This window comes from Bradyrhizobium septentrionale (assembly GCF_011516645.4).
Classification (GTDB): domain Bacteria; phylum Pseudomonadota; class Alphaproteobacteria; order Rhizobiales; family Xanthobacteraceae; genus Bradyrhizobium; species Bradyrhizobium septentrionale.
In genome coordinates this window covers 7143694-7167237 of record NZ_CP088285.1, presented here as the reverse complement: position 1 = coordinate 7167237, position 23544 = coordinate 7143694, and the positions used below count along the sequence as shown (strand labels likewise).

24 protein-coding genes and 1 pseudogene are annotated in these 23544 nt (G+C 64.9%); 5 read left to right on the top strand and 20 right to left on the bottom strand.

Annotated elements, in window-relative coordinates:
- Nucleotide 1: 1 nt before the first annotated feature.
- From der to HAP48_RS35770, 8 genes are all read right to left on the bottom strand, one after another.
- Entirely contained in the window at nt 2-1384 is a 1383-nt protein-coding gene (gene der, locus HAP48_RS35805) for a ribosome biogenesis GTPase Der (RefSeq protein ID WP_166204499.1), read from the bottom strand.
- A 140-nt stretch (nt 1385-1524) separates the two neighbouring features.
- Entirely contained in the window at nt 1525-2088 is a 564-nt protein-coding gene (locus HAP48_RS35800) for a hypothetical protein (protein ID WP_166204498.1), read from the bottom strand.
- A gap of 36 nt (nt 2089-2124) precedes the next feature.
- Nucleotides 2125-2781: a tetratricopeptide repeat protein gene (locus HAP48_RS35795; RefSeq protein WP_166204497.1), complete on the bottom strand. Its 657-nt coding sequence runs from the start codon at nt 2779-2781 to the stop codon at nt 2125-2127.
- A gap of 158 nt (nt 2782-2939) precedes the next feature.
- Nucleotides 2940-4532 carry a class I adenylate-forming enzyme family protein gene (locus HAP48_RS35790; protein WP_166204496.1) on the bottom strand — a complete coding sequence of 531 codons (1593 nt, stop codon included), beginning with the start codon at nt 4530-4532 and terminating at the stop codon, nt 2940-2942.
- Nucleotides 4533-4542: 10 nt separating this feature from the next.
- Nucleotides 4543-5364 carry a 3-methyl-2-oxobutanoate hydroxymethyltransferase gene (panB, locus tag HAP48_RS35785; RefSeq protein WP_166204495.1) on the bottom strand — a complete coding sequence of 274 codons (822 nt, stop codon included), beginning with the start codon at nt 5362-5364 and terminating at the stop codon, nt 4543-4545.
- Nucleotides 5365-5366: 2 nt separating this feature from the next.
- The gene (locus HAP48_RS35780) at nt 5367-5951 is read right to left on the bottom strand and encodes an NnrU family protein (RefSeq protein WP_166204494.1); all 585 of its coding nucleotides are present in this window, start codon (nt 5949-5951) and stop codon (nt 5367-5369) included.
- 81 nt (nt 5952-6032) lie between these two features.
- A complete protein-coding gene (locus HAP48_RS35775; protein ID WP_166204493.1) occupies nt 6033-6644 on the bottom strand; it encodes a hypothetical protein in 612 nt (203 codons plus the stop codon).
- 391 nt (nt 6645-7035) lie between these two features.
- Nucleotides 7036-8655, bottom strand: a complete 1620-nt coding sequence (locus tag HAP48_RS35770; protein WP_166204492.1) for a peptide chain release factor 3 — start codon at nt 8653-8655, stop codon at nt 7036-7038.
- A gap of 155 nt (nt 8656-8810) precedes the next feature.
- On the opposite strand from HAP48_RS35770, the gene sugE reads away from it, so the two are divergent.
- Nucleotides 8811-9125 carry a quaternary ammonium compound efflux SMR transporter SugE gene (gene sugE, locus HAP48_RS35765; RefSeq protein WP_166204491.1) on the top strand — a complete coding sequence of 105 codons (315 nt, stop codon included), beginning with the start codon at nt 8811-8813 and terminating at the stop codon, nt 9123-9125.
- Nucleotides 9126-9188: 63 nt separating this feature from the next.
- Here the strand turns inward: sugE and HAP48_RS35760 are convergent, their stop codons facing one another.
- From HAP48_RS35760 to HAP48_RS35730, 7 genes are all read right to left on the bottom strand, one after another.
- The gene (locus tag HAP48_RS35760) at nt 9189-10193 is read right to left on the bottom strand and encodes an inorganic phosphate transporter (protein ID WP_166204490.1); all 1005 of its coding nucleotides are present in this window, start codon (nt 10191-10193) and stop codon (nt 9189-9191) included.
- Between the two features lie 103 nt (nt 10194-10296).
- Nucleotides 10297-10941 carry a DUF47 domain-containing protein gene (locus HAP48_RS35755; RefSeq protein ID WP_166204489.1) on the bottom strand — a complete coding sequence of 215 codons (645 nt, stop codon included), beginning with the start codon at nt 10939-10941 and terminating at the stop codon, nt 10297-10299.
- A 146-nt stretch (nt 10942-11087) separates the two neighbouring features.
- Nucleotides 11088-12056: a branched-chain amino acid ABC transporter permease gene (locus HAP48_RS35750; RefSeq protein ID WP_166204488.1), complete on the bottom strand. Its 969-nt coding sequence runs from the start codon at nt 12054-12056 to the stop codon at nt 11088-11090.
- A 1-nt stretch (nt 12057) separates the two neighbouring features.
- Nucleotides 12058-12921: a branched-chain amino acid ABC transporter permease gene (locus tag HAP48_RS35745; protein ID WP_050406473.1), complete on the bottom strand. Its 864-nt coding sequence runs from the start codon at nt 12919-12921 to the stop codon at nt 12058-12060.
- Nucleotides 12922-12985: 64 nt separating this feature from the next.
- Complete coding sequence (locus tag HAP48_RS35740) at nt 12986-14206, bottom strand: ABC transporter substrate-binding protein (protein WP_166204487.1); 1221 nt, start codon at nt 14204-14206, stop codon at nt 12986-12988.
- A 40-nt stretch (nt 14207-14246) separates the two neighbouring features.
- Nucleotides 14247-14990 (bottom strand): ABC transporter ATP-binding protein, encoded by a 744-nt coding sequence (locus HAP48_RS35735; protein ID WP_166204486.1) that lies wholly within the window; start codon nt 14988-14990, stop codon nt 14247-14249.
- The gene (locus HAP48_RS35730) at nt 14983-15738 is read right to left on the bottom strand and encodes an ABC transporter ATP-binding protein (RefSeq protein WP_024581422.1); all 756 of its coding nucleotides are present in this window, start codon (nt 15736-15738) and stop codon (nt 14983-14985) included. Before HAP48_RS35730 ends, HAP48_RS35735 begins: the two co-directional genes overlap by 8 nt.
- Nucleotides 15739-16065: 327 nt before the next feature.
- Here HAP48_RS35730 and HAP48_RS35725 point away from each other — a divergent pair, with 327 nt between their 5' ends.
- Entirely contained in the window at nt 16066-16680 is a 615-nt protein-coding gene (locus HAP48_RS35725; RefSeq protein ID WP_166204485.1) for a PAS domain-containing protein, read from the top strand.
- A 3-nt stretch (nt 16681-16683) separates the two neighbouring features.
- Entirely contained in the window at nt 16684-17301 is a 618-nt protein-coding gene (locus HAP48_RS35720; RefSeq protein ID WP_166204484.1) for a hypothetical protein, read from the top strand.
- A 16-nt stretch (nt 17302-17317) separates the two neighbouring features.
- Here HAP48_RS35720 and HAP48_RS35715 read toward each other — a convergent pair whose 3' ends face one another.
- From HAP48_RS35715 to HAP48_RS35700, 4 genes are all read right to left on the bottom strand, one after another.
- A complete protein-coding gene (locus HAP48_RS35715) occupies nt 17318-17686 on the bottom strand; it encodes an ArsC family reductase (RefSeq protein WP_166204483.1) in 369 nt (122 codons plus the stop codon).
- A 97-nt stretch (nt 17687-17783) separates the two neighbouring features.
- Nucleotides 17784-18293: a cytochrome P460 family protein gene (locus HAP48_RS35710; RefSeq protein WP_166204482.1), complete on the bottom strand. Its 510-nt coding sequence runs from the start codon at nt 18291-18293 to the stop codon at nt 17784-17786.
- Between the two features lie 19 nt (nt 18294-18312).
- On the bottom strand, nt 18313-19353 hold the full coding sequence (locus tag HAP48_RS35705) for an alpha/beta fold hydrolase (RefSeq protein WP_166204481.1): 1041 nt from the start codon (nt 19351-19353) through the stop codon (nt 18313-18315).
- 31 nt (nt 19354-19384) lie between these two features.
- On the bottom strand, nt 19385-19684 hold the full coding sequence (locus tag HAP48_RS35700; RefSeq protein ID WP_224497166.1) for a hypothetical protein: 300 nt from the start codon (nt 19682-19684) through the stop codon (nt 19385-19387).
- On the opposite strand from HAP48_RS35700, the pseudogene HAP48_RS35695 reads away from it, so the two are divergent.
- Nucleotides 19565-21071 (top strand): annotated as a pseudogene (locus HAP48_RS35695) (winged helix-turn-helix domain-containing protein). The gene HAP48_RS35700 and the pseudogene HAP48_RS35695 sit on opposite strands and share 120 nt — an antisense overlap.
- A gap of 342 nt (nt 21072-21413) precedes the next feature.
- Nucleotides 21414-21896 (top strand): lipocalin-like domain-containing protein, encoded by a 483-nt coding sequence (locus tag HAP48_RS35690; protein ID WP_166204480.1) that lies wholly within the window; start codon nt 21414-21416, stop codon nt 21894-21896.
- A gap of 90 nt (nt 21897-21986) precedes the next feature.
- Here the strand turns inward: HAP48_RS35690 and HAP48_RS35685 are convergent, their stop codons facing one another.
- Nucleotides 21987-23240: a Spy/CpxP family protein refolding chaperone gene (locus HAP48_RS35685; RefSeq protein ID WP_166204479.1), complete on the bottom strand. Its 1254-nt coding sequence runs from the start codon at nt 23238-23240 to the stop codon at nt 21987-21989.
- Between the last annotated feature and the right edge of the window lie 304 nt (nt 23241-23544).

Here is a 23544-nt window from a genome sequence, read left to right as displayed (position 1 = left end):
CTCATGACGGGCGTTTGCGCTTGTGGGCGAACGGATTGGCCTTCTCGCGCAGCGTGATCCTGATCGGCGTGCCCGGCAGATCGAAGGTCTCGCGCAGCGAGTTGGTGAGGTAGCGCAAATAGGATCTCGGGATCGCGTCGGCGCGCGAGCAGAACAACACGAAGCTCGGCGGGCGCGCCTTCACTTGCGTGATGTAGTTCAGCTTCAGCCGGCGGCCCGAGACGGCCGGCGGCGGGGCGGCCTGGATCGCCTGCTCGAACCAGCGATTGAGCGCGGCCGTCGGCAAGCGCCGGTTCCAGACCGCATAGGCCTCCTGGATCGCAATCATCAGGCGGTCGATGCCCTCCCCCATCAGGCCGGAGACGGCGACAACAGGCACGCCCTTGACCTGCGGCAGCCAGTGGTCGGCATCGGTGCGCAGCTGCGAGATCTGGTTCGGCTTGCGCTCGACGAGGTCCCATTTGTTGACCGCGAGCACGATGGCGCGGCCTTCGCGCTCGATCAGGTCGGCGATGCGCAAATCCTGCTCCTCGAACCGGTTCTGCGCGTCCATCATCATCACGACGACTTCGGCGAAGCGCACCGCGCGCAACGCGTCGGCGACCGAGAGCTTTTCCAGCTTCTCCTCGATCCGCGAGCGGCGGCGCAGGCCGGCGGTGTCGAACACGCGGAACTGGCGGCCCTGCCAGGTAATCTCGACCGCGATGGAGTCGCGCGTGGTGCCGGCCTCGGGGCTGGTCAGCAGCCGCTCCTCGCCGAGCAGGTGGTTGATCAGCGTCGACTTGCCCGCATTGGGGCGGCCGACGATGGCGACGCGGATCGGACGCTGCGCGATCTCCTCATCCGACCAATCCTCGACACCCTCGATCTCCTCTTCCTCCTCGACGGGCTCCGGCATCAACGCACTGAGCACATCGCGGAGATCCCCCATGCCCTCGCCATGCTCGGCAGATATCTGGACGGGATCGCCGAGGCCGAGCGCGTAGGACTCCATGGCGCCAATCTCGCCATGCTTGCCTTCGGCCTTGTTGGCGACCAGCACCACCGGCTTGTTGGCCTTTCGGGCGAAATCGGCGAAGGCGCGGTCGGTCGGCGTCAGGCCGACGCGGGCGTCGATCACGAACATCAGGGCGTCGGCAAGCTCGATCGCGGTCTCGGTCTGCTCCTGCATCCGCGCCGTCAGCGAGCCCTTGGCGCCCTCGTCGAGACCCGCGGTATCGATGATGGTGAAGTCGAGATCGTAGAGCCGGGCCTGGCCCTCGCGGCGGTCACGCGTCACGCCGGGCTCGTCGTCGACCAGCGCGAGCTTCTGGCCGACCAGCCGGTTGAACAGCGTCGACTTTCCGACATTGGGCCGGCCAATAATGGCGATGGTGAAGGACATGGATCATCCAGGCGCGGTCTGCGACGCGCGGGTCAAGGTGCTGGCAAGAACTACAGCAGGAATGTTGGTCGGTCGAAGCAAATGATCGGGCACCTTCCCCCTTCGTCGTAGGCGGGGGCGAGGTGGAACTCAGCTAGCGGTTAGCGTGTAAAGCCGCCGCTCGGTAGCGGCGCGGGGAAGCCGCCGCCGGATTGTTGCGAGGTCTGGGTCTGGGCCGGCGCCGCAGGCTGCGCCTGCTGGTCGTCGGCCGGCGGCGCGGTGGTACGGCGGCGGACGATCTTCTTCGGCTTCGGCTCCGGCGGCAGCGCGGCGGGCGCGCCCTCCTCCGGCGCGGCGTCGGGAGCCGCCGCCTGATCCGCCGCGGGGGCTGCGGCCGCCGCCGCCCGGCCCTTGGCGTTCTTCTTGGCGCCCTTCGGCGGCTCGGGCGGCGGAGCCGCCTGGGCCGCTGATGCCGCGGCGTTCTGCTGGTCGAGCTGTTCCTGCTGCGAGCCCTTGTACAATTCCTTCGGCACGCCCTGCTCGAGGCCGGGCACGCCTTCCGGGAATACTGGCTTGCGGTCGCCGGCCAGCTTCTTCTTGGTGTCGAGGAAGTCGAGCAGGTCGCTCGGGTCGAAATTGGACATGCCACCACCGCCGCAGCCCGCCAACACGCTGCAAAGCGCGACGAGAACTGCGGCTGCGATCAGGCGTTGCGAGCGGCGCATGGTCGATCTCTCACTCAGACTCGGGTTTCGCGCCGATCAGCTCTTGGCGACCGGCGGCAACAAGGCCTGCAGCGCTTCGGCACGCGAACGCAGGCTCGGCGGCGTCTCGCCGTCACTGGCTATCTGCTCGAGCCATTGCCGCGCGGCGGTGGCATCGTTGGCGCGCAAGGCCGACAGCGCCAGCAGCTCACGCGCGGAGTGGCGGAAGGTCGAATCCTTCGCCGTGGCCGTCGCCTCGAGCCGCTGCAGCATGTTCGGATAGGTCGTGGTTTCCATCAGGATCTGCGCGGCGCGGATCCGCGCCAGATCCTGCTCGGGACCGCCGACGCTGCGGTCGGCTGCGATCTCGTCATAGAGCTTGGCTGCGGCCGGCTGGTCGCGGGTCGCGACCTCGGCGGCCATGCGCAGCCGCGCCAGATTGCGGTAGCCGGACGGCGCCTTGGGGATGAGGTCGGCGAACGCGGCCTCCGCCTCGGCGTGCTTGTTCTGCTCGGACAGCTCGGCCGCGCGGTCGAACGCCGCACCGGCCTCGGCCGCCTTCTTGGCCTCGAGATATTGGTAGCCACGCCAGCCACCGACGCCGGCGACCACCAGGATCGCCAGGGCGATGATAAAGATCGAGTACTTGTCCCACAGCTTCTTGAGCTGATCGCGACGGACTTCCTCGTTGACTTCGTCAAATAATTCAGACACTTAAGGCTATCCCATCCCCTCGGGACCGCGAATCTCGGTGAGGCCATGCCCGCACCCGATCCCCACATCGCGGCGGCGTTACCCTAACGGTGTGGCGGAGGCAAGGCAAAGCGAGGCGGATCAAAGCGTTAACCGGGGAAGTTTGTCCTGCCCCGGGCTCACGCCCCCGCCAGACTCTCGCGCAGCTGGCGCTTGATCACCTTGCCATTGGCGTTGCGCGGCAGCGGCTCTGATGTCAGTGCCATCGTCTCGGGCACCTTGTAGTCCGACAGGCGCTCCGCGCACCAGGCGCGCAGGCTCTCCACGTTGACGTCGGTGCGGGTCACGATCACGGCGTGGACGCGCTCGCCGAGCACCGGGCACGACTTTGCGATGATCGCACTCTCGACCACGGCCGGATGGCCTGAAAGCACCGACTCGACCTCGGCGGAATAGATCTTCAGGCCGCCGCGGTTGATCATGTCCTTCTGGCGGTCGAACACGCGGACGAAGTTTGCGGTGTCGACCGAGCCGAGATCGCCGGAATGCCAGAAGCCGGCGGTGAAGCTCTCCGCGGTCGCCTTCGGATTGTTCCAGTAGCCCTTGATGACCGAGGCGCTGCGGATCCAGAGCTCGCCGATCTCGCCGCGCGGCACCTCGCGGCCGTCAGGCCCCATCACGATGATCTCGGCGCCGGGACACGGCAGGCCGACGCTGTCGATATGGGCCGCGGTCAGTTCGCCCGGCATCAGCGTCGAGGGCGACGTGGTCTCGGTCGCGCCGTAGCAATTGGCGAGCTTCAGCCCGGGAATCTTGGCGTCGAGTTTCTCGATGGTTGCGACCGGCATCGGCGCGCCGCCGAAGCCGCCGATCCGCCAGCTCGACAGGTCGTAGCTGTCGAAATCCGGCTGCATCAGGCAGAGATTGTACATCGCCGGCACCATCACCGTGTAGGTGACGCGCTCGCGGGCGGCGACCTTGAGATATTCCGCCGCCTTGAACTCCGGCATGATGATCAACGCACCGGCGCAGCGCGCCATGGTCGTGACGTTGGCGACCGCGCCGGTGACATGGGCGAGCGGCACCGCGGCGATCGAGCGATCGGCCCTGGTCAGCTTCAGGCAGGACGCGAACACCTGCGAGGAGTGGATGATGTTGCAATGGGCGAGCATCGCGCCCTTCGGCCGGCCGGTGGTGCCCGAGGTGTAGAGGATCATCGCGGTGTCCTCTTCCCTCACCTCCGCCGGCGCTCGCGCCGGAACATGGTCGCGCAGACCTGCGAATTGCGAGGCACCGTCGTCGCTGACCGAGATGCGATGCTTGAGGCCGGGAATATCGGCAACGTCCGGGATGCGACCGGCAAGCGACGCCTCGTGGACCAGCAGCGTCGCGCCGCAATCGTTCAGCACATAGGCGATCTCGGGCTTCTGCTGGCGGGTCGAGAGCAGCACCGTCACCAGCCCGGCATGGGCGGCGGCGAACATCGTCAGCACGAACTCGATGCGGTTGCCGAGCAGAATCGCGACGCGGTCGCCGGGCGCAAGACCAAGCGCGGCAAAGCCCGCCGCAACCTTCGCCGATTGCTCGGCCACCTCGCGCCAGCTCAGGCGTTGATCGCCGCAGACCAACGCCTCGCCGTCGCCGTTCTGCGCCACGGCCTCAGCGATCATCGCCCACAGGCTGCCCGGCCGCTCCGGGAAAGCCGGCACGACGCGGTCACCGAAGCGCGGCTCGAGCCGCATCGGCGGCAGTGCGTGTTGCGACCAGTCCATGCCCGCTCCGTCAGCTCTTCTTCATGCCGTAGACGTGCTCCGGCCCGGGGAAGGCACGGCTCTTGACGTCGCGCGCATAGCCCGCGATCGCTTCCTCGATCATTGGCCCGAGATTACCGTAGCGGCGCACGAATTTCGGCGCGCGCGGCGACAGGCCGAGCATGTCCTCCAGCACCAGCACCTGGCCGTCGCAGGCCGCACTGGCGCCGATGCCGATCGTCGGCACCGCGATCGATTGCGTGATCTTGCGCGCCAAGGGCTCGGCCACCGCCTCGACCACGATCGAGAACGCGCCGGCTTGCGCGATCGCGTGAGCGTCGTTCTCGATCGGCGCCCAGTTCTCCTCCTCGCGGCCTTGCGCGCGGAACGAGCCGAGCGTGTTGATCGACTGCGGTGTCAGGCCGATATGGCCCATCACGGGAATGCCGCGCTCGGACAGGAACGCAACGGTTTCCGCCATCCGCGCGCCGCCCTCGAGCTTGACCGCGCCGCACAGCGTTTCCTTCATGATCCGCACCGCCGATTGAAACGCCTGCTCCTTCGAGCCCTCGTACGAGCCGAACGGCATGTCGACCACGACGAGGGCCGCCTGCGAGCCGCGCATCACCGCGCGGCCCTGCAGGATCATCATGTCGAGCGTGACGGGCACCGTGGTCTCGAATCCGTGCATGACGTTGCCGAGGGAATCGCCGACCAGGATGGCGTCGCAATGACGGTCGACTAGCGCTGCGGTATGCGCGTGATAGGACGTCAGCATCACGATCGGCTCGCCGTTCTTGCGGGCGCGCAGATCGGGCGCGGTCTTGCGCTTGATGGCGGATTGAACAGACATTGTCAGGCTCCCATGACAGGCACGCCGATCACGACCGGGTGGAACGCAAACGCCAGCGCCAGATAAGCGATGACACCGACCGCGATCGCGATCAGGTCGTTGGTTGGGCCGCCTACCGGGATCGGCGGCGCGCCGGCATCCGTGCGGCGTTTCAGCGAGATGCGGTCATAGACCGCCCAGCCGAGAATCGAACCGAACAGGATGATCGAGCCGAGGTCGCCATTGGCCAGCAGATGCGCGAACGCCCACAGCTTCACGCCCGCCAGCATCGGGTGCTTCAGCGTGGTGTAGATGCGGCCGCGGATATAGGAGGCAACGACCAGGATCACGGCGGGCAGCATCAGCGCCACCGCGATGTGCTTCAACGCCGTCGGCGGCGTCCAGACGTCGATCCATCCGGTCGCGCGGTAGTGGCCGAAGCCCCAGACAATCAGGAACAGCCCTGCGGCGGCGGCGAGCGAATAGACGATCTTGTAGGCGCCCTCGCCCATCGTTTTGATCAGGCCGGCACGCAGGTCGCGCAGGCTGGTCAGCACATGGATGCCGAGGAACAGCACGAGACCCAGGATCATGACGAGCAGTCCCACGATGTTCCTCCCCTGATCGATTGAAGTCTTCGCGTAACATCTTCGCCGGGCGGGTGGCAATGCATCATGCCGGGCGGCGGATCAGGGGTTGCCGACCGGCCTGGCGAGCTCGCGGTTGTCGACATAGCGGATCATGATCGGGCGCCCGGCCAGCGCGCCGCCGAGCCCGCCGGTGAATTTCAGCGGCAGGCAGGCGCCCAGCGAGGCGTTGATCGCATTGAGGTAGGTCGTGCGGGTGTCCGCCGGGACGCCCCGCGTCGCGAATGTCAGGCGCGGCGTGCCGATCATCTCGCCCGTCCGCTTGAAGCTGAAGCGCACCGACATCTGCATGCCCTCGCGCGCGTCGTCCGGTGGCGGCGGTGCCCAGCAGGAACGCAGCGCCGCGAAGAGATCGCCGATGGTATCGAGATCATGGTCCGGCTTGTGGTACTTCTGGGCTTGCCCCTCGGGCGGCACGGTCAGGATCGTGAGCTGGAGATTTTCGCCGTACGGATAATCCATCTCGGGAAGGCACGGGCCGTGGTTGAACACGCTGCAATAGGATGGCGTGCAGGGCCCGCTGTCGAGCACGCTGCAGGGCGTGTGCGCGAATGGCACCGGGTTGGTCTGTTGCCTTTCCTGCGCGCCGGCCGCGCCCACGAGGCCGATGGCCAGCACGGCAAGAGCGAGGTAGATGATGACGCGTCGGAGCATGCAGCTGGATCCGGAAGGCACTCCGGAGAAAATGGTACCGCGGCCGGACCGGAGCAAGCGGGGACGAGTTCACGTCCTCGCGCTTTTCGCGTCACAACCCCATTGTCATCGCCCGGCTTGTCCGGGCGATCCAGTATTCCAGAGACGGTTGTGATCAATCGATGGGCCGCGGCGTACTGGGTCCCCCGGTCAAGCCGGGGGACGACAGCGGCAGGCTTGGCGACACTACGCCCGCTTCTTCACGTCCTCGCGCTTTTCGCGCCACAACCCAACTGTCATCGCCCGGCTTGACCGGGCGATCCAGTATTCCAGAGACGGTTGTGATCAATCGATGGGCCGCGGCGTACTGGGTCCCCCGGTCAAGCCGGGGGACGACACCGAGGAATGGGCCTTACGCCTTCTTCTTCACGTCCTTGACGTTGGAGAAGGTGATGCCCTCGGCGCGCTCGCGGGTGTAGCCGAGATAGAACTCGTTCTTGGCCATGAACACGGGATCGCCGTCGACGTCGTCAGCGATGCCGGAATTGTTGGCGGCAACGAAGGCGTCGAGCTTCTTGCGGTCGTCGGAGGAAATCCAGCGCGCCAGCGAGAATTCAGAGATCTCGAATTCGACCGGCAGCGAATATTCCGCATCGAGCCGCGCCTTCAGCACGTCGAGCTGCAGCGGGCCGACCACGCCGACCAGCGCCGGCGCGCCGTCGCGCGGGCGGAACACCTGCACGACGCCCTCCTCCGACATCTGCTGCAGGGCTTCCTTCAGCTTCTTCGCCTTCATCGCATCGGTGAGCCGGACACGGCGGACGATTTCCGGCGCAAAGCTCGGCACGCCGACGAAGGTCAGATCCTCGCCCTCGGTCAGGGTGTCGCCGATCCGCAAGGTGCCGTGGTTGGGAATGCCGACGACGTCGCCGGCAAAGGCCTCGTCCGCCACCGAGCGGTCCTGGGCGAAGAAGAATTGCGGGCTCGACAGGCTCATGTTCTTGCCGGTGCGCACCAGCTTGGCCTTCATGCCGCGGCTCAGCTTGCCCGAGCACAGCCGGGCAAAGGCGATGCGGTCGCGGTGGTTCGGATCCATGTTGGCCTGGATCTTGAACACGAACGCGCTCATGCGCGGCTCGGCCGCCTCGACCTTGCGCAGATCGGAATCCTGCGCGCGCGGCGCCGGCGCGAACTTGCCGAGGCCTTCCAGCAGGTCGCCGACGCCGAAATTGCGCAGCGCGCTGCCGAAATAGACCGGCGTCAGATGCCCTTCGCGGAACGCCGCGAGCTCGAACGGCTTGCACGCTTCCGAGGCCAGCGCGAGCTCGTCCCTGACCTCGGCGACGTCGAGATTGGGGTTGCGCTTGCCGAGATCGCCGATGTCGATCTGCTCGGTGGCGCCGGTCTTGGCGCCTCCGCCCTCGAGCAGCCGCACGCCGCCACTGACGACGTCATAGGTGCCGAGGAAGTCGCGGCCGCGGCCGACCGGCCAGGTCATTGGCGTGGTATCGAGCGCCAGCGTCTTCTCGATCTCGTCGAGCAGCTCGAAGGTGTCGCGGCTCTCGCGATCCATCTTGTTGATGAAGGTGATGATCGGGATGTCGCGCAGGCGGCACACCTCGAACAGCTTTCGCGTCCGCGCCTCGATGCCCTTGGCGGCGTCGATCACCATGACCGCGGAGTCGACCGCGGTCAGCGTCCGGTAAGTGTCTTCCGAAAAGTCCTCGTGGCCCGGCGTGTCCAGGAGGTTGAACACGAGGTCGTTGAACTCGAAGGTCATCACCGAGGTGACGACCGAGATGCCGCGCTCGCGCTCGATCTTCATCCAGTCCGAGCGTGTGTTGCGCCGCTCGCCCTTGGCCTTGACCTGGCCCGCGAGGTTGATGGCGCCGCCGAACAGCAGCAGCTTTTCCGTCAGCGTGGTCTTGCCGGCGTCCGGATGGGAAATGATCGCAAAGGTGCGCCGTCGCGCCACTTCCTCTGACAGTGGCGAGCGGGACGGCGATTCGGTTGTTGCAGCGGTATCGGACATGGCGGGGCAGCGTTTGGCAGGGAAAACGGGCGCAATCAAGGGCGTTTTGTCGCAATGCGGACGGGCGCACCATCCCCATATAGGTGCGAGAAGGACGACCTTCTCCTCACCATACCGTCAGCGGGGACGACCCTGCCTTATCTGGAGGGTTCGTGATGGCTTGGGCCATTCTCTTCACCGCTGGCCTGCTCGAGATCGGCTGGGCGATCGGGCTGAAATATACCGAGGGTTTCTCGCGGCTGGTGCCGTCGGCGCTGACGCTCGCGGCGATGGCCGGCAGCGTGATCCTGCTTGGTATCGCGCTGAAGACGTTGCCGATTGGAACCGCCTATGCCGTCTGGACTGGGATCGGCGCGGTCGGCACCGCGGCGCTCGGTATCATCCTGCTCGGCGAACCCGCGACCGCGATGCGGCTTGCCAGCATCGCCCTGATCGTGTCCGGCATCGTCGGACTGAAACTGGTCGGGTAGGTTCTGTCTTGGCCACGTTTTCTTAGCGCGAACCGGCTTCCACTTCGCTCGAAAACGCTATGGTCACTTCAATACCTGCACCACCCAATAGGTCGCGGCCGCGACCGCGGCCGACGCCGGGATCGTGATCACCCAGGCATAGACGATCGAGCTCGCCACATTCCAGCGCACGGCGGACAGCCGCCGTGCCGCACCGACGCCGACAATGGCGCCGGTGATGGTGTGGGTGGTCGATACGGGAACCCCGAGATAGGTCGCGATGAACAGGGTCGCTGCGCCGCCGGTCTCGGCGCAAAAGCCCTGCATCGGCGTCAGCTTGGTGATCCGCAGCCCCATGGTGCGCACGATCCGCCAGCCGCCCATCAGGGTGCCCAGCGCCATCGCGCTCTGGCAGGACAGCACGACCCAGAACGGAATTTCGAAGGTGTCGCCAAGATGGCCCTGCGAGTAGAGCAGCACGGCGATGATGCCCATGGTCTTCTGCGCGTCGTTGCCGCCATGGCCGAGCGAATAGAGCGACGCCGAGGCGAATTGCAGGATGCGGAAAGCGCGATCGACCGCGAACGGCGTCGAGCGCACCGAGAGCCAGGACACGATCGCAACCAGCACCAGCGCCAGCAGGAAGCCGACCAGCGGCGACAGCACGATCGCGAGCAAGGTCTTGGTGAGCCCGCTCCACACCGCCGCGGAAATGCCCGCCTTCGCCATGCCGGCGCCGACCAGGCCGCCGATCAGCGCGTGCGAGCTCGACGAGGGAATGCCCAGCGCCCAGGTGATCACGTTCCAGACGATCGCGCCGACCAGCGCGGCGAAGATCACGGTCGCGTCCACCACCGACGGCTCGATGATTCCGGTGCCGATGGTGTTGGCGACATGCAGTCCGAACACCAGGAAGGCGACGAAGTTGAAGAACGCCGCCCAGAACACCGCATATTGCGGCCGCAGCACGCGGGTCGAGACGATGGTCGCGATCGAGTTCGCGGCATCGTGTAGGCCGTTCAGGAAGTCGAACAGCAGCGCGACCGCGATCAGGATGGTGAGAACCGGAAGACCCAGCGTGGCGTCCACGTGATGGCCCCGCTCTACTGTGCTTCTTTGAGCATGATCTCCGCGCAAACGCGTTCCGCGTTTGTCGCGCCGGAAAACCGCATCACACTTTTCCGGATCATGCTCATACTTGCTCGATCACGATCGAATTGATCTCGTTGGCGACGTCGTCGAAGCGGTCGGCCACTTTCTCGAGGTGATCGTAGATCTCCGCGCCGACGATGAAGTCCATCGCGTTGGCGTTGCGGTGCTTCAGGAACAATTCCTTGAGCCCGATATCCTGGAGATCGTCGACCCGGCCCTCGAGCTTGGTCAGTTCTTCGGTGATCTGGGTCAGCATCGAGACGTTCTGGCCGATCGCCTGCAACAAGGGCAGCGCGCGGACCACCAGATTGGCGCATTCGACGATCAGGCCGCCCATCTCGCGCATCGGCGGCTCGAACTCACGCACCTCGAACAGCATGACCGCCTTCGCGGTCGCCTGCATCTGGTCGACCGCGTCGTCCATCGCGGTGATTAGGTTCTTGATGTCGCCGCGGTCGAACGGGGTAATGAAGGTGCGGCGAACCGCGGTCAGGACCTCACGGGTGACACTATCGGCGTCGTTCTCGAACTGATTGACACGCTGGCAGAAGACCGGGGTCTCCTCCCCGCCCTTCAGCATGTCCTGCAGCGCCAATGAGCACTGCACGGAGGTATGGGCGTGGCGGGCGAACAGGTCGAAAAACCGCTCTTCCCTGGGCAGGAAGGCGCGAAACCAGCGCAGCATGTCTCAGTTCCATCGTTCCGGGACAGCCCTTTTAGCGACTGTCACAAAACTGTCATAGAGCATCTGGCAGGAAAACCACCGATCGACCGCCCGAACGGGCGGTCGTCCACCGCTATTCAGCCGGAAATCGCAGGCCGCGCCCTGCCCTACAGCGACCGCCTGAGCATATGGGCCAGCTCGCCGACCAGGCCGCGCCGGAACAGCAGCACGCAGGCGACGAAGATCACGCCCTGGATCACCGTCACCCACTGGCCGAAGCCGGCGAGATATTGCTGCATGGCGATGATCACGAATGCGCCGACCACCGGTCCGAAGATGGTGCCGAGACCGCCGACCAGCGTCATCAGCACGATTTCACCGGACATCGACCAGTGCACGTCGGTAAGCGAGGCGTTCTGCGCCACGAACACCTTCAGCGAGCCGGCGAAGCCCGCCAGCGTGCCCGACAGGATGTAGGCGAGCATCTTGTACTGGTCGGTCTTGTAGCCGAGCGAGATCGCGCGCGGTTCGTTCTCGCGGATCGCCTTCAAGACCTCGCCGAACGGCGAGTTGATGGTCCGGTAGATCAGCAGGAAGCCGGCGAGGAAGCCGACCAGCACGACGTAATAAAGCACCAGCGGCTTCGAGAGATCGAAGATCCCGAACAGCCGCCCCTGCGGGATGCCCTGGATGCCGTCTTCACCATGGGTGAACGGCGCCTGCAGATAGATGAAGTAGAGCAGCTGCGACAGCGCCAGTGTGATCATCGAGAAATAGATGCCCTGGCGGCGGATCGAGATGAAGCCGGTGACGAGGCCGAGCAAAGCCGCGGCGGCGGTGCCGACCACGATGCCGAGTTCGGGCGGCAGTCCCCACACCTTCAGCGCATGCGCGGTCACGTAGCCGGCAGTGCCGAGGAACATCGCGTGGCCGAACGACAGCAGGCCGCCATAGCCGATCAGGAGGTTGAAGGCGCAGGCGAGCAGCGCAAAGCACAGCGCCTGCATCACGAAGAAGGGATAGATCCCCGTGAACGGCACCACTGCCAGCAGCGCCGCCATCACGGCGAATACGATCATCTCGTCGCGCATCGCGCGCGGCGTCACCGGAAGTGTATCGTCGGTCAATGCTGACATATCAGGCCGCCCGTCCCGTCAGTCCCGTTGGCTTCACCAGCAACACCACCACCATCAGGACAAACACCACGGTGTTGGAGGCCTCGGGATAAAAATACTTGGTCAGTCCCTCGATCACGCCGAGCGCGAAGCCGGTGATGATCGAGCCCATGATCGAGCCCATGCCGCCGATCACGACCACCGCGAACACCACGATGATGAGATCGGCCCCCATCAGCGGGCGGACCTGGTTGATCGGCGCCGACAACACGCCGGCGAGCGCGGCAAGGCCTACGCCGAGCCCGTAGGTCAGCGTGATCATGCGCGGCACGTTGATGCCGAAGGCGCGCACCAGCGTCGGGTTCTCGGTCGCGGCGCGCAGATAGGCGCCAAGCTGCGTCTTCTCGATCAGGAACCAGGTGGCAAGGCACACCACCAGCGAGAAGATGACGACCCAGCCGCGATAGATCGGCAGGAACATGAAGCCGAGATTGACGCCGCCCTTGAGCTGATCCGGGATCGAATACGGCAGACCGGAGGAGCCGAAATAGTTCTGGAACACGCCCTGCACGATCAGCGCGATGCCGAAGGTCAGCAGCAGTCCGTAGAGATGGTCGAGGCCGGCCAGCCATTGCAGCATGGTGCGCTCGAGGATCATGCCGAAGATGCCGACAATGACCGGCGCGATGAGCAGCGCCCACCAGTAGTTGATGCCGCCCAGATTGAGCAGGAAATACGCCACGAAGGCGCCCATCATGTAGAGCGCGCCGTGCGCGAAATTGATAATGTTGAGCATGCCGAAGATGACGGCGAGCCCCAGACTGAGCAGCGCGTAGAACGAGCCGTTGATCAGTCCCACCAGAAGCTGTGCGTAGAGAGCCTGCATCGAATGAGCTTTCGCTGGATAGATGAAGCCCGCCGGCCACGCTCATGGCCGGCGGGCATGACCGTCACTTCTTCAGAAGCGCACAGGTGCTCTTGTCGAGCGGCGTGAAGGCCTGGTTGCCCGGCACGGTGCCGACCAGCTTGTAGAAGTCCCACGGCCCCTTGGACTCCGAGGGCTTCTTCACTTCGAACAGATAGGCATCGTGGGTGACACGGCCGTTGGCCTCGACCTCGCCCTTGCCGAACAGCGGATCGTCGGTCGGGATGGTCTTCATCTTCGCGACCACCTTGGCGCCGTCATGCGGATTGCCGCCGAGCGCTTCCAGCGCCTTGAAGTAATGCGTGAGGCCCGCATAGACGCCGGCCTGCACCATGGTCGGGGGCGCGCCGCTCTTCATCCGCGCCGAGAAGCGCTTGGAGAAGGCGCGGGTGTTGTCGTTGAGGTCCCAGTAGAACGTCTCGGTGAAGTTGAGGCCCTGCGCAGTCTCCAGCCCGATCGCCTTGACGTCGGTGAGGAACAGGAGCAGCGCCGCGAGCTTCTGGCCGCCCTTGACGATGCCGAACTCGGCGGCCTGCTTGATCGAGTTGGTGGTGTCGCCGCCGGCATTGGCGAGACCGATGATCTTGGCCTTGGAGGCCTGCGCCTGCAGCAGGAAGGAGGAGAAGTCAGCGGTGTTGAGCGGATGCTTGACGCCGCCGACCACCTTTCCGCCGTTGGCGGTGACAACCGCCGCGGTATCGCGTTCGAGCGCCGCGCCGAACGCGTAGTCCGCGGTCAGGAAGAACCAGGTGTCCCCGCCCGCCTTCACCAGCGCCTGGCCGGTGGCGTGGGCCAGCATATAGGTATCGTACGTCCAGTGCACGGTGTTCGGCGAGCACTGCGCGTTGGTGAGATCGGAGGTCGCAGCACCCGAATTGATGTAGACGCCGTTCTTCTCCTTCACGATGTTGTTCACCGCGAGCGCGACGCCGGAATTCGGCACGTCGACGACCGTGTCGACCTTGTCGACGTCGAACCACTGGCGGGCGATGGTGGTGCCGATATCGGGCTTGTTCTGGTGATCGCCGGAGATCAGGTCGATGGTCCAGCCCTTGGCCTTGAGGCCGGAATCCTCGATCGCCATCTGCGCCGCCAGCGTCGAGCCGGGGCCGGCAAGGTCGGCATAGAGGCCGGACTGATCCGACAGCACGCCGATCTTGACCGTCTTGTCGTCAGCGGAGGCGACGCTTGCAGCTGACAGCACCATCGCGGTGCCGAGCAGGAACGCTGAAATCGTGTTCTTCATGTCGTATTTCCTCAGTCTTTAAATTTTCTGGCTGGCGATTTCAAACGCCGAGATAGGTATGCAGCTTGTCCATGTTGGCCGACAGCTCCGAATTCGCGAAGCCGTCGATCACCTTGCCGTGCTCGACGATGTAGTAGCGGTCGGCAACGGTCGAGGCGAAACGGAAATTCTGTTCGACCAGCAGGATGGTGAATCCTTGCGACTTCAGGCGCGCAATGGTGTGGCCGATCTGCTGAATGATGACCGGCGCCAACCCTTCGGTCGGCTCGTCCAGCATCAGGAAGCGCGCGCCGGTGCGCAGGATGCGCGCGATCGCCAGCATCTGCTGCTCGCCGCCCGAGAGCTTGGTGCCCTGGCTGGTGAGACGCTCCTTCAGGTTCGGAAACAGCGTGAAGATCTGGTCGAGCGGCAGGCCGCCCGGACGAACCACCGGCGGCAGCAGCAGGTTCTCCTTCACATCGAGACTGGCGAAGATGCCGCGCTCTTCGGGGCAGAATGCGATGCCGAGCCGCGCAATGCGGTCGGAGGTGGCGCGGATGATCTCCTTGTTGTCGAAGCGGATCGAGCCGGAGCGCTTGCCGATCACGCCCATCACCGACTTCAGCGTCGTGGTCTTGCCGGCGCCGTTGCGGCCGAGCAGCGTCACCACCTCGCCGGCCTTCACGTTGAAATTGATGCCGTGCAGGATGTGGGATTCGCCGTACCAGGCCTGCAGATCCTTGACCGTGAGCACCTCGGCGCCGGCCGCAGCCACGGGCTTCTCTGCCAATTGTGCCTCAGCCATGACCCGCTCCCAGATAGGCTTCCTTCACGCGCTCGTCCTTGGAGAGGTCGGCGTAGTTGCCCTCCGCCAGCACCTGCCCGCGCGTCAGCACGGTGATGATGTCGGAGAGGTTGGCCACCACCGAGAGGTTATGTTCGACCATCAGGATGGTGTACTTGGCGGAGATCCGCTTGATCAGCGCCGCGATCTTGTCGATGTCCTCGTGACCCATGCCGGCCATCGGCTCGTCGAGCAGCATCATCTCGGGGTCGAGCGCGAGCGTCGTTGCAATCTCAAGGGCGCGTTTGCGGCCGTACGGCATCTCGACCGCCGGCGTGTTGGCAAACTCGCTCAGGCCGACGTCGTTCAGGAGCTCGTGGGCGCGCGGATTGAAGCGGTCGAGCACGGTTTTCGAGCGCCAGAAATCAAACGACGAGCCATGCTGGCGCTGCAGCGCCACGCGAACGTTCTCGAGCGCGGTCAGATGCGGAAACACCGCCGAAATCTGGAACGAGCGGACGAGGCCAAGCCGCGCCACATCGGCCGGCGGCATCGCGGTGATGTCCTGGCCCTTGTAGCGAATCTGCCCTCCCGTCGGCTTCAGGAATTTGGTCAGCAGATTGAAACAGGTCGTCTTGCCGGCGCCGTTCGGCCCGATCAACGCGTGAATACTGCCGCGACGCACTTTCAAGGCAACGTCGCGAACGGCGAAGAAACCCGCGAATTCCTTGGTCAATCCGCTGGTTTCGAGAATGAACTCATCGGCCAAATAGAATCCCCCATACGCCATCGCCGCGAAGCCCGTCGCCCGCGTGGCCAGCTTTTTTCGTGTTCGACAGGTTGTCCGACCGTCTTGGAAACCGTCCGGGGCCCGTCGCCTCCGGGCCGGAATATGCCGTCATCTGCGGCGGTTACGCAAGGTCGAAAGCTGTGCGGTGCGGTATCGGCGCGACCAGTTCCGGTTGATCCTTAGTCGAATGGTATTTGAACGGGCTTTGCGCCTCGGGAAAGCGGCCGTTAACGGTGTTTTGCTCCGGACCGTCACTTTCATAGAATATTTCCGCCTGTCGCCGAAGCTCCGGCCATTGCATTGAGAATGGCCAGAGCCTTGCATTTCGAGAGCGCCAATTCTTCGGTCGTCAAGTCGATCCGGCAACGTGATTTCCTGAACACGTGGCTGCGGCTTTATGCCCGCAGCCAGACGATCCCGCGCATGGATGAATTTCAACCGGAGCGGATCGAGGAAGATTTGCCGGACACCGTGTTCCTCAGCGTCGACGCGGCTTCGCAACCGCCGCGATTGACGATCGAGAGCGACGGCACGCGGATGGCCACCGCCTACGGACATAGCGGCAAGGGCCGCCTGCTCGACGACTATCTCGGCCCGCGGCTCGCGCCGGTCGTGATGCCGGTCTACCGCGAATGCATCGCCCGCCGCCTCCCCGCCTACACCATCACCGACATCGACGACATCTACGGTCACGTCGTGGCCTATGAACGGCTGCTGCTGCCGTTCTCGGATGGCGGCCCTGTCACGCATCTGGTCGCGTCGCTGAAGACGATCAGCGACGACGGCCATTTCGAAATCCGCAATCTGATGCGCGGCAATGTCGTGCTGCCGAACTTCAAGCTGTGCGCGATCATCGACCGCGACCTGTACCACCGTGCCCCCGGCCGCATCCCGCTCGGGGATGTGCTTGAATTCGGCTAGCCGATGCCATTCGAGAGTGCCGATCCATCGGTGGTCAAATCGATCACGCAGCGGGTGCTGCTGAATGCCTGGCTGCGCGCGGTGCGCAAGCCGGACGCGCTTCCCAGGCTGAGCGACTTCCACACCGAAGGCACCGCCGACGAGCGCGCCGACATGATGGGTTTTGACGTGGTCGGCGGCGGCGAGGACGCCCGCTTCCTGATCACCCAACAAGGTGCAAGGCTGACCACCGCCTACGGCAACGAGCACGTCGATCCGCGGCTGCGCACCAACCGCTATCTGGATGATGCGATCGGCCAGGAGCGCTATGCCGGCGTGATCCTCTCGTATCGCGCCTGCCTGACGCGCAAGCGTCCGACCTATACGGTTGCGGAGGTCACGGACGCCGACGGCAAGGACGTCTCCTATGAACGGCTGCTGCTGCCGTTCGGACGTTGCGATACCGTCGAACACATCATCGGCTCGTACAAGGCGATCAGCATCGAGGGCGGATTTCGGCTGCAGAACCTGATGGGCGTGACGCCGAAGTCGGTCCCGGTCGTCACCGTGCGCGCGGTGATCGACCGCAGCTTCGTGCCGACGGATCATCCGGCGAGCCAGGATTCAGTCGAGCTGATCTAGACTCGTCCCTAACGCGTCAGCCCTTCTTGCGCGCCTTGGCCGGCACGTCCTTGGCGTAGACATCCGGCTTGAAGCCGACGACGCGCCTTGCGCCCAGGTCGAGCACCGGACGCTTGATCATCGACGGCTGCTCCGCCATCAGCGCCAGCGCCTTGCGCTCGTTCAAACCTTCCTTGTCGGCATCGGGCAGCTTCTTGAAGGTCGTGCCGGCGCGATTGAGCAGCGTTTCCCAACCGACCTCGTCGCTCCAATGCTTGAGCTTGTCCTTGGCGATCCCCGCGGTCTTGTAGTCGTGGAAATCATAGGCGACGCCATGATCGTCAAGCCAGGCGCGCGCCTTCTTCATGGTGTCGCAGTTCTTGATGCCGTAGATGGTGATGGTCAAAGCCGTTCCCCGCATGCGATTGCTGCGGGGAAACTAGCCCCGCAGCAACCACAGCGCCAGATCGGACCGCGCCGGTCTCCACACCGATATTGCTCGCCTAGTGCGCATAGTGCGTGAAGACGAAGTCGTGATCGCTGGCGTGGGCCTCGTGGCAGGCGAAACACGTCTCGTGCTGGGCGGCATCGACAGGCTTGCCGTCGATGAAGCGGCCAAAGCCCCAGCCGCCGGTCGCGGCATATTTGGCGGAGTCCTTCACCATCACCTGCACGGTGGTCGCCGGCCCGGTGATGAAGGCGCCATTAAGCCCGGCGACCGGCTTGCGCTTCCAGGCAAGCTTGACCAGCACGGTGCCGTCAGGGAATCGCGCTACGCCGTCCTGATAGGCCTTCACGGCAGTGGCGTTGCCGAGCACGCTGCGGAGTTCGTCGAGCCCGGTCTCCTCGCCGACCGCGATCAGCTTCCAGTCGCGATAGCCCTCGGGAATTGTCACGCCGAAGATCGGCGATGCCAGCGCCGCGTCATCAGCATGGCCGACAGCAAACGGCAATGCGGCACTGATGCAGGCTGCCGCGATCGCGGCAGCCGCCCATTTCACAACCTGTGTCATGATCCTTGGTCCGCGCTGCTCAGGCCTTGCTGACGTCGATGATGGCCTGGACGAAGGCCTGCGGCGCCTCCTGCGGCAGATTGTGGCCGATGCCGCCAGTCAGGGTCCGATGCTCATAATGCCCCGAGAACTTCTTGGCATAGGCCGCGGGCTCCGGATGCGGCGCGCCGTTGGCATCGCCCTCCATCGTGATGGTCGGGATCGCGATCACAGGCGCCTGGGCGAGCGTCTTCTCGAACGCGTCGTACTTCGCCTCGCCCTCGGCGAGCCCGAGCCGCCAGCGGTAATTGTGGATCACGATATCGACGTGGTCGGGGTTCTCGAAAGCCGCCGCGCTGCGGTCATAGGTGGCGTCGTCGAACTTCCACTGCGGCGACGCGAGCTGCCAGATCAGCTTGGCAAAATCGTGCCGGTTCTTGGCATAGCCCTCGCGCCCGCGCTCGGTCGCGAAATAGAACTGGTACCACCATTGCAGCTCGGCCTTCGGCGGCAGCGGCATCTTGCCGGCCGCCTGGCTGCCGATCAGGTAGCCGCTCACCGAGACCATCGCCTTGCAGCGCTCGGGCCAGAGCACCGCCATGATATTTGCGGTACGTGCACCCCAATCATAGCCGCCGAGCACGGCCTTCTCGATCTTCAGCGCATCCATCAGCGCAATGATGTCGGCAGCGACCGCGACCGGCTGGCCGCTGCGCATCGTGTCGCTGGAGAGGAAGCGCGTCGTGCCGTAGCCGCGCAGATGCGGCACGATCACCCGGTAGCCGGCCTCGGCCAGCGCCGGCGCGACGTCGGCATAGCTGTGGATGTCGTAGGGCCAGCCGTGCAGCAGGATCACCGCGGGACCGGACGCAGGCCCCATCTCGACATAGCCGGTGTCGAGCACGCCGGCATTGATCTGCTTGACCGGACCGATCGAAGTATGGGCGCCGACCTTGACCTCAGGCAGCACCGGCTGGGCCTGGGCCTGGGCCGATCCGATCAAGCCGAACCTGGAAGCGGCGAGGATCCCGCCGGCGATGCCCAGGAAGCGGCGGCGTTGCTGATTGATGGATTTGGACATGGCGATCTCCTGCGTCTGCTGTCGGGTTTGACTATTGCAGAGACCGACCGCGTCCGCTTTCAGAGGACGTGGATTTGTCCTTCAGAGCGTCGTGATTTTGGCTCCGGGCCAGCTGTGTTAGGTTCCGCCGCGCATTCAGCCGCCGGCCGCCCGACCATCGAATTTGACTTACCATTTCAACGACTTGATCCTCGACCCTGAGCGCCGGGAGCTGCGCCGTGGCGATGCCCTGGTGGCGGTCGAGCCGCAGGTCTTCGACCTCCTCGAGTTCCTGATCCGCGCCCGCGACCGCGTGGTCAGCCGCGACGAGGTGCTGGCAGCCGTCTGGCACGGCCGGATCGTCTCGGAAGCAACGCTAAGCAGCCGGGTCAATGCCGCGCGAACCGCGATCGGCGACAATGGCGAGGAGCAGCGGCTGATCCGCACCCTGCCCCGCAAGGGCCTCCGCTTTGTCGGCGATGTCAGGGAGGACACCGCATCAGATCATCCGATCGGCGACAACGTCACCCCGCCGCGGCCGATCGAGGGTCCGTCGATCGCGGTGCTGCCGTTCACCAATATGAGCGGCGATCCGGAGCAGGATTATTTTGCCGATGGCATTGCCGAGGACATCACCACCGCGCTTGCCCGCTGCAGCCGCCTCACCGTGATCGCGCGCAACTCCGCCTTCACCTACAAGGGCAAGGCGGTCGATATCCGCCAGGTCGGCCGCGACCTCGGCGTCGGCTATGTGCTCGAGGGTAGCGTTCGCCGCGGCGGCGATCGGCTGCGCATCACCGGGCAGTTGATCGACGCCGTCTCCGGCGCGCATCTGTGGGCCGACCGGTTCGATGGCGCGGCGACCGACGTGTTCGACCTGCAGGACCGCATCACCGAGAACGTGGTCGGCGCGATCGAGCCGACCTTGCTTATCGCGGAGGCCGAGCGGCTGCGCGCGGCGCCGCCGCACAAGCTCGACGCCTACGAACCTGCTGCTGCGCGCCTACAGTCTTCGCTACGAGTTCACGCCGGAGAGCATGACCGCCGCGCTCGCTTGCCTCGACCAGGCGTTGGCGCTCGACCCTTCTTACGCGCCGGCGCTGGCGGCGTCGGCCTATTGCCACGCGCTGCGCCATTTCCAGGGCTGGCTGAAGCCGAACGACGCCTACCGGGAACGCGCGGTCGCGCAGGCCTGGCGCGCGGTCGAGCTTGCGCCCGGCGATCCGCAGGTGCTGTGGATGGCGGCGTTCGCGATCTGGAACATGGCCGACGAGATCGAGCCCGCGCGCGAACTGTTCGAGCGTTCGCTTGCGATCAACCCGAACTCGGCGATGGCGCTCGTGCTCGGCGGCTGGATCGAGGCGATGCGCGGCAATCAGAAAACGGGCCGTGCCATGATCGAGCGCGCACAACGGCTCAACCCGCGCGACCCGCGCGGCTGGTTCGCCTCCGCGGCGCTGGCGATCTGCGCGGTGCTCGACCAGGATTTCGTCGAAGCCGTGACCTGGGCCGACAAGGCGCTGGCGCAGAACCGCCGCTTCGCAGTCGCCCTGCGCGTGCTGATCGTGGCGCTGGTCAAGACCGGCGAGACCGAGCGCGCGACCCAGACCGCGCGCGAGCTGCTCAAGGTCGACCCGGAGTTCACGGTGTCCGGTTTCCTGGCGCGGATCCCCTTCCCGGTGGAATCGATGTCCGCGACTTATCGTGAAACCCTCAAGGCGGCCGGCGTCCCGGACTGATGCTGCTCGGAGGACGCGACGATCATTCACCAGTGGTGCGCCGGGCGGCTTGTTTGGCAGCATCGGCCTGATGGCGGTGCATCCCTCGTCGTAGAGTTCGTAGCGCATGATTCGGCCCGCTTCGGTCAAAGATTTGAATCATGGCTCGGCAGTCAGGCTCAATGAGCCCGTGCCGACGGGAGCGGTTGCGATGTGCCCGAAAGCGGACGCATTATGCTCACTTTGAGTTTTGTCGAGTTTGACCCGAAGCGGACTTCCCTAAGCCTTGCTCTCGCGCGTTTCGTCGCTCAGGGCAGTCTGCTCATTACTTGATGCACTGGTTAGTGGTGGAGAAGGACGAAGATGATGCGTCTCGGTGTCCTTGTCGCTGTATGCTTCTGTTTTCAATCTGGATTTGCCCTTGCAGAGGATATCGCGGGACGACTTGCCGGTAGTTGGAAACTAACTTCATGGACGATTCAGATTATCGGCGGAGACGCTACAGAGCCTTTCGGTCCCAAACCCAAAGGTAGGGCGGTCTTTACGCCGGACGGGTTCTCGGCGTTCATGATCGCTAGGCCAGATCGCAAGCCGGCAACGAATGATGCGGACTCGGCCGCGCTCCTCAAATCGCTGATGGTCTACACCGGAAAATTTACCATCGACGGGGACAAGCTTACGACCGACGTCGATCTATCGTGGAACGAGCTTTTGACCGGTACGTCCCAAGTCCGGTTCTTCAAGCTGGAAGGAGACAAGCTCTCGATTCGAACAGCCGAACAGGCCAGCGCAGTTCTTCCCGGTAAGCGAGTTGTTGGCACCCTCAATTGGGAGCGTGAGCGTTAAGGGTCTTTCGGCAACTGACGGATCGCGCCGAAGGCAACTGTCTGCTGTTGGCCCTTTTTCGTGAAAAAGTCTCGTTTGGGGATGGAAAAATCATACCCCCCGCATCTTCGGCCCGAGCCCCTCGAACTGCGTCTTCTGCTCGTCACTCAGGTTCGCATGGAAATCGTCGACCGCGTCGTTCACGTTTCTGATCGCCTCTCGCATCGCTTCCAACCGCGCCTTTGCGGCCTTAAGGCGGGCCGGCGGGGTGAGCGCGTCCTTTGGCGGGCATGCGCTTAAGGCTTCCATAGTACCCGTTGTGGTGTCCTGCACCACTTCGAGAGCGGCGAGTTGGCTATCGTTCAGTTTCAGGCTGGCGGCGATGTCGTCGAGGGGCCATTGCTGGGCGACGAGCTCGCGGTATTGCTTTTCGGCCTGTTGCTCGTCCTGCAGTTCGCGGCTCGCCTGGCAGGCGGCGTCCTGCATCTCCTTCAGCTTCGCGGCCGCGGCGTTGGCGCGGCGGTCGCGTTGGGGCGCGTTGAGCCGCGCCTTCTGCTCATCGCTCAGGAGATCGTAGAATTTTTGGAACGGTGGCTGAACGGCCGCAACCGCGCTCAGCATCGCGTTGACGCGGCTCTGCATGGCCGCGAACCGCTCCAGCGCGGTGGTTGCGGCCTGTGTTGGACAGGAGGCGCGGATGGTGTCGCCGGCGGAAGTCCAGGCGCTCGCGAGCTCGTCGAAGGCTGTGCGCTGTGCCTCGTTCGCCGCGACCACCCGGCCGATCCGCTCGAAGGGAAGGCCGGTCATCTTGGCGGTGTCAGCGCCGCAGAGCTCCTGCACGGAGGGCGCTTTGCGATGCCGCCTCCCGGCAGGGCGCTCGGCCGCGAACGCTGAGAGATCGCTGGCAGCGTAAGGCGAGAAGATCGCGGCGTAGAGATCGCCGTAGCCATAGGCCCAGAAGCCGCTACCGTCACTGAGAAGCGCGTAGTCATAAAGATCGCTATAGGCGAACGGCCAGAACAGCGGACCGACCCAGCCGTATGAACCGTCGGCGTGCTGCCACCAGCCTTGCGCAGCTCGGCCGCCCCGCCAGCCGGCCAGCGCCGCCACGGCAGTGAGCTGCGCACGCGCACTCGGGTGGATCGACTCGGCGGCGGAGCGGAGATCTTGCGGTCTTAAGGCGGCGGTTCGGACGCGGCTGTGGCGTGCTGCCATGCGTGCGTGGCGGAGACCTGCGACCGACAGCATGCTGGCCATCGCGAAGCGCGCGACACCGACGGGGCCACCAACGCGCAGGCGGAAGCCCGCCTCGGCCGCGCTCGGCAGCGCGCCCAGAGCGACCATGGCAACGCCGGCCGCAGCCATTCCAATGCGGGACTTCGACATGATCCCTCCTCCGCGCCAAGCCGCATCGCGTTACAAATATGACTCGGAGCGAAACCGAAAGTTCCCTCCCGCGTCGACGCGGGGACCATATCGTTTCCATCCAAAATCGATCACGGACGTCCGTAGTGGCGATGAAAAGCTACGCAGAAGCAGAGAAGCTTTGCCGACGCCTCAGCCTAGCCCCCGAAGTTAATGCCCGAGTCTCCGCCCGGGCTGACGCCGGGGCATGATCGGCTCCGGCTGTATTGTCTGGATTGCTTCCGCTTCTGGCCCTTCGGCGATC

Bases quoted from the DNA above. Each gene is read 5' to 3' on its own strand.
- der (WP_166204499.1), bottom strand. From the start codon at position 1,384: ATGTCCTTCACCATCGCCATTATTGGCCGGCCCAATGTCGGAAAGTCG.
- HAP48_RS35800 (WP_166204498.1), bottom strand. From the start codon at position 2,088: ATGCGCCGCTCGCAACGCCTGATCGCAGCCGCAGTTCTCGTCGCGCTT.
- HAP48_RS35790 (WP_166204496.1), bottom strand. From the start codon at position 4,532: ATGGACTGGTCGCAACACGCACTGCCGCCGATGCGGCTCGAGCCGCGC.
- panB (WP_166204495.1), bottom strand. From the start codon at position 5,364: ATGTCTGTTCAATCCGCCATCAAGCGCAAGACCGCGCCCGATCTGCGC.
- HAP48_RS35775 (WP_166204493.1), bottom strand. From the start codon at position 6,644: ATGCTCCGACGCGTCATCATCTACCTCGCTCTTGCCGTGCTGGCCATC.
- HAP48_RS35770 (WP_166204492.1), bottom strand. From the start codon at position 8,655: ATGTCCGATACCGCTGCAACAACCGAATCGCCGTCCCGCTCGCCACTG.
- sugE (WP_166204491.1), top strand. From the start codon at position 8,811: ATGGCTTGGGCCATTCTCTTCACCGCTGGCCTGCTCGAGATCGGCTGG.
- HAP48_RS35755 (WP_166204489.1), bottom strand. From the start codon at position 10,941: ATGCTGCGCTGGTTTCGCGCCTTCCTGCCCAGGGAAGAGCGGTTTTTC.
- HAP48_RS35750 (WP_166204488.1), bottom strand. From the start codon at position 12,056: ATGTCAGCATTGACCGACGATACACTTCCGGTGACGCCGCGCGCGATG.
- HAP48_RS35745 (WP_050406473.1), bottom strand. From the start codon at position 12,921: ATGCAGGCTCTCTACGCACAGCTTCTGGTGGGACTGATCAACGGCTCG.
- HAP48_RS35740 (WP_166204487.1), bottom strand. From the start codon at position 14,206: ATGAAGAACACGATTTCAGCGTTCCTGCTCGGCACCGCGATGGTGCTG.
- HAP48_RS35735 (WP_166204486.1), bottom strand. From the start codon at position 14,990: ATGGCTGAGGCACAATTGGCAGAGAAGCCCGTGGCTGCGGCCGGCGCC.
- HAP48_RS35725 (WP_166204485.1), top strand. From the start codon at position 16,066: ATGGCCAGAGCCTTGCATTTCGAGAGCGCCAATTCTTCGGTCGTCAAG.
- HAP48_RS35720 (WP_166204484.1), top strand. From the start codon at position 16,684: ATGCCATTCGAGAGTGCCGATCCATCGGTGGTCAAATCGATCACGCAG.
- HAP48_RS35710 (WP_166204482.1), bottom strand. From the start codon at position 18,293: ATGACACAGGTTGTGAAATGGGCGGCTGCCGCGATCGCGGCAGCCTGC.
- HAP48_RS35705 (WP_166204481.1), bottom strand. From the start codon at position 19,353: ATGTCCAAATCCATCAATCAGCAACGCCGCCGCTTCCTGGGCATCGCC.
- HAP48_RS35690 (WP_166204480.1), top strand. From the start codon at position 21,414: ATGATGCGTCTCGGTGTCCTTGTCGCTGTATGCTTCTGTTTTCAATCT.
- HAP48_RS35685 (WP_166204479.1), bottom strand. From the start codon at position 23,240: ATGGCTGCGGCCGGCGTTGCCATGGTCGCTCTGGGCGCGCTGCCGAGC.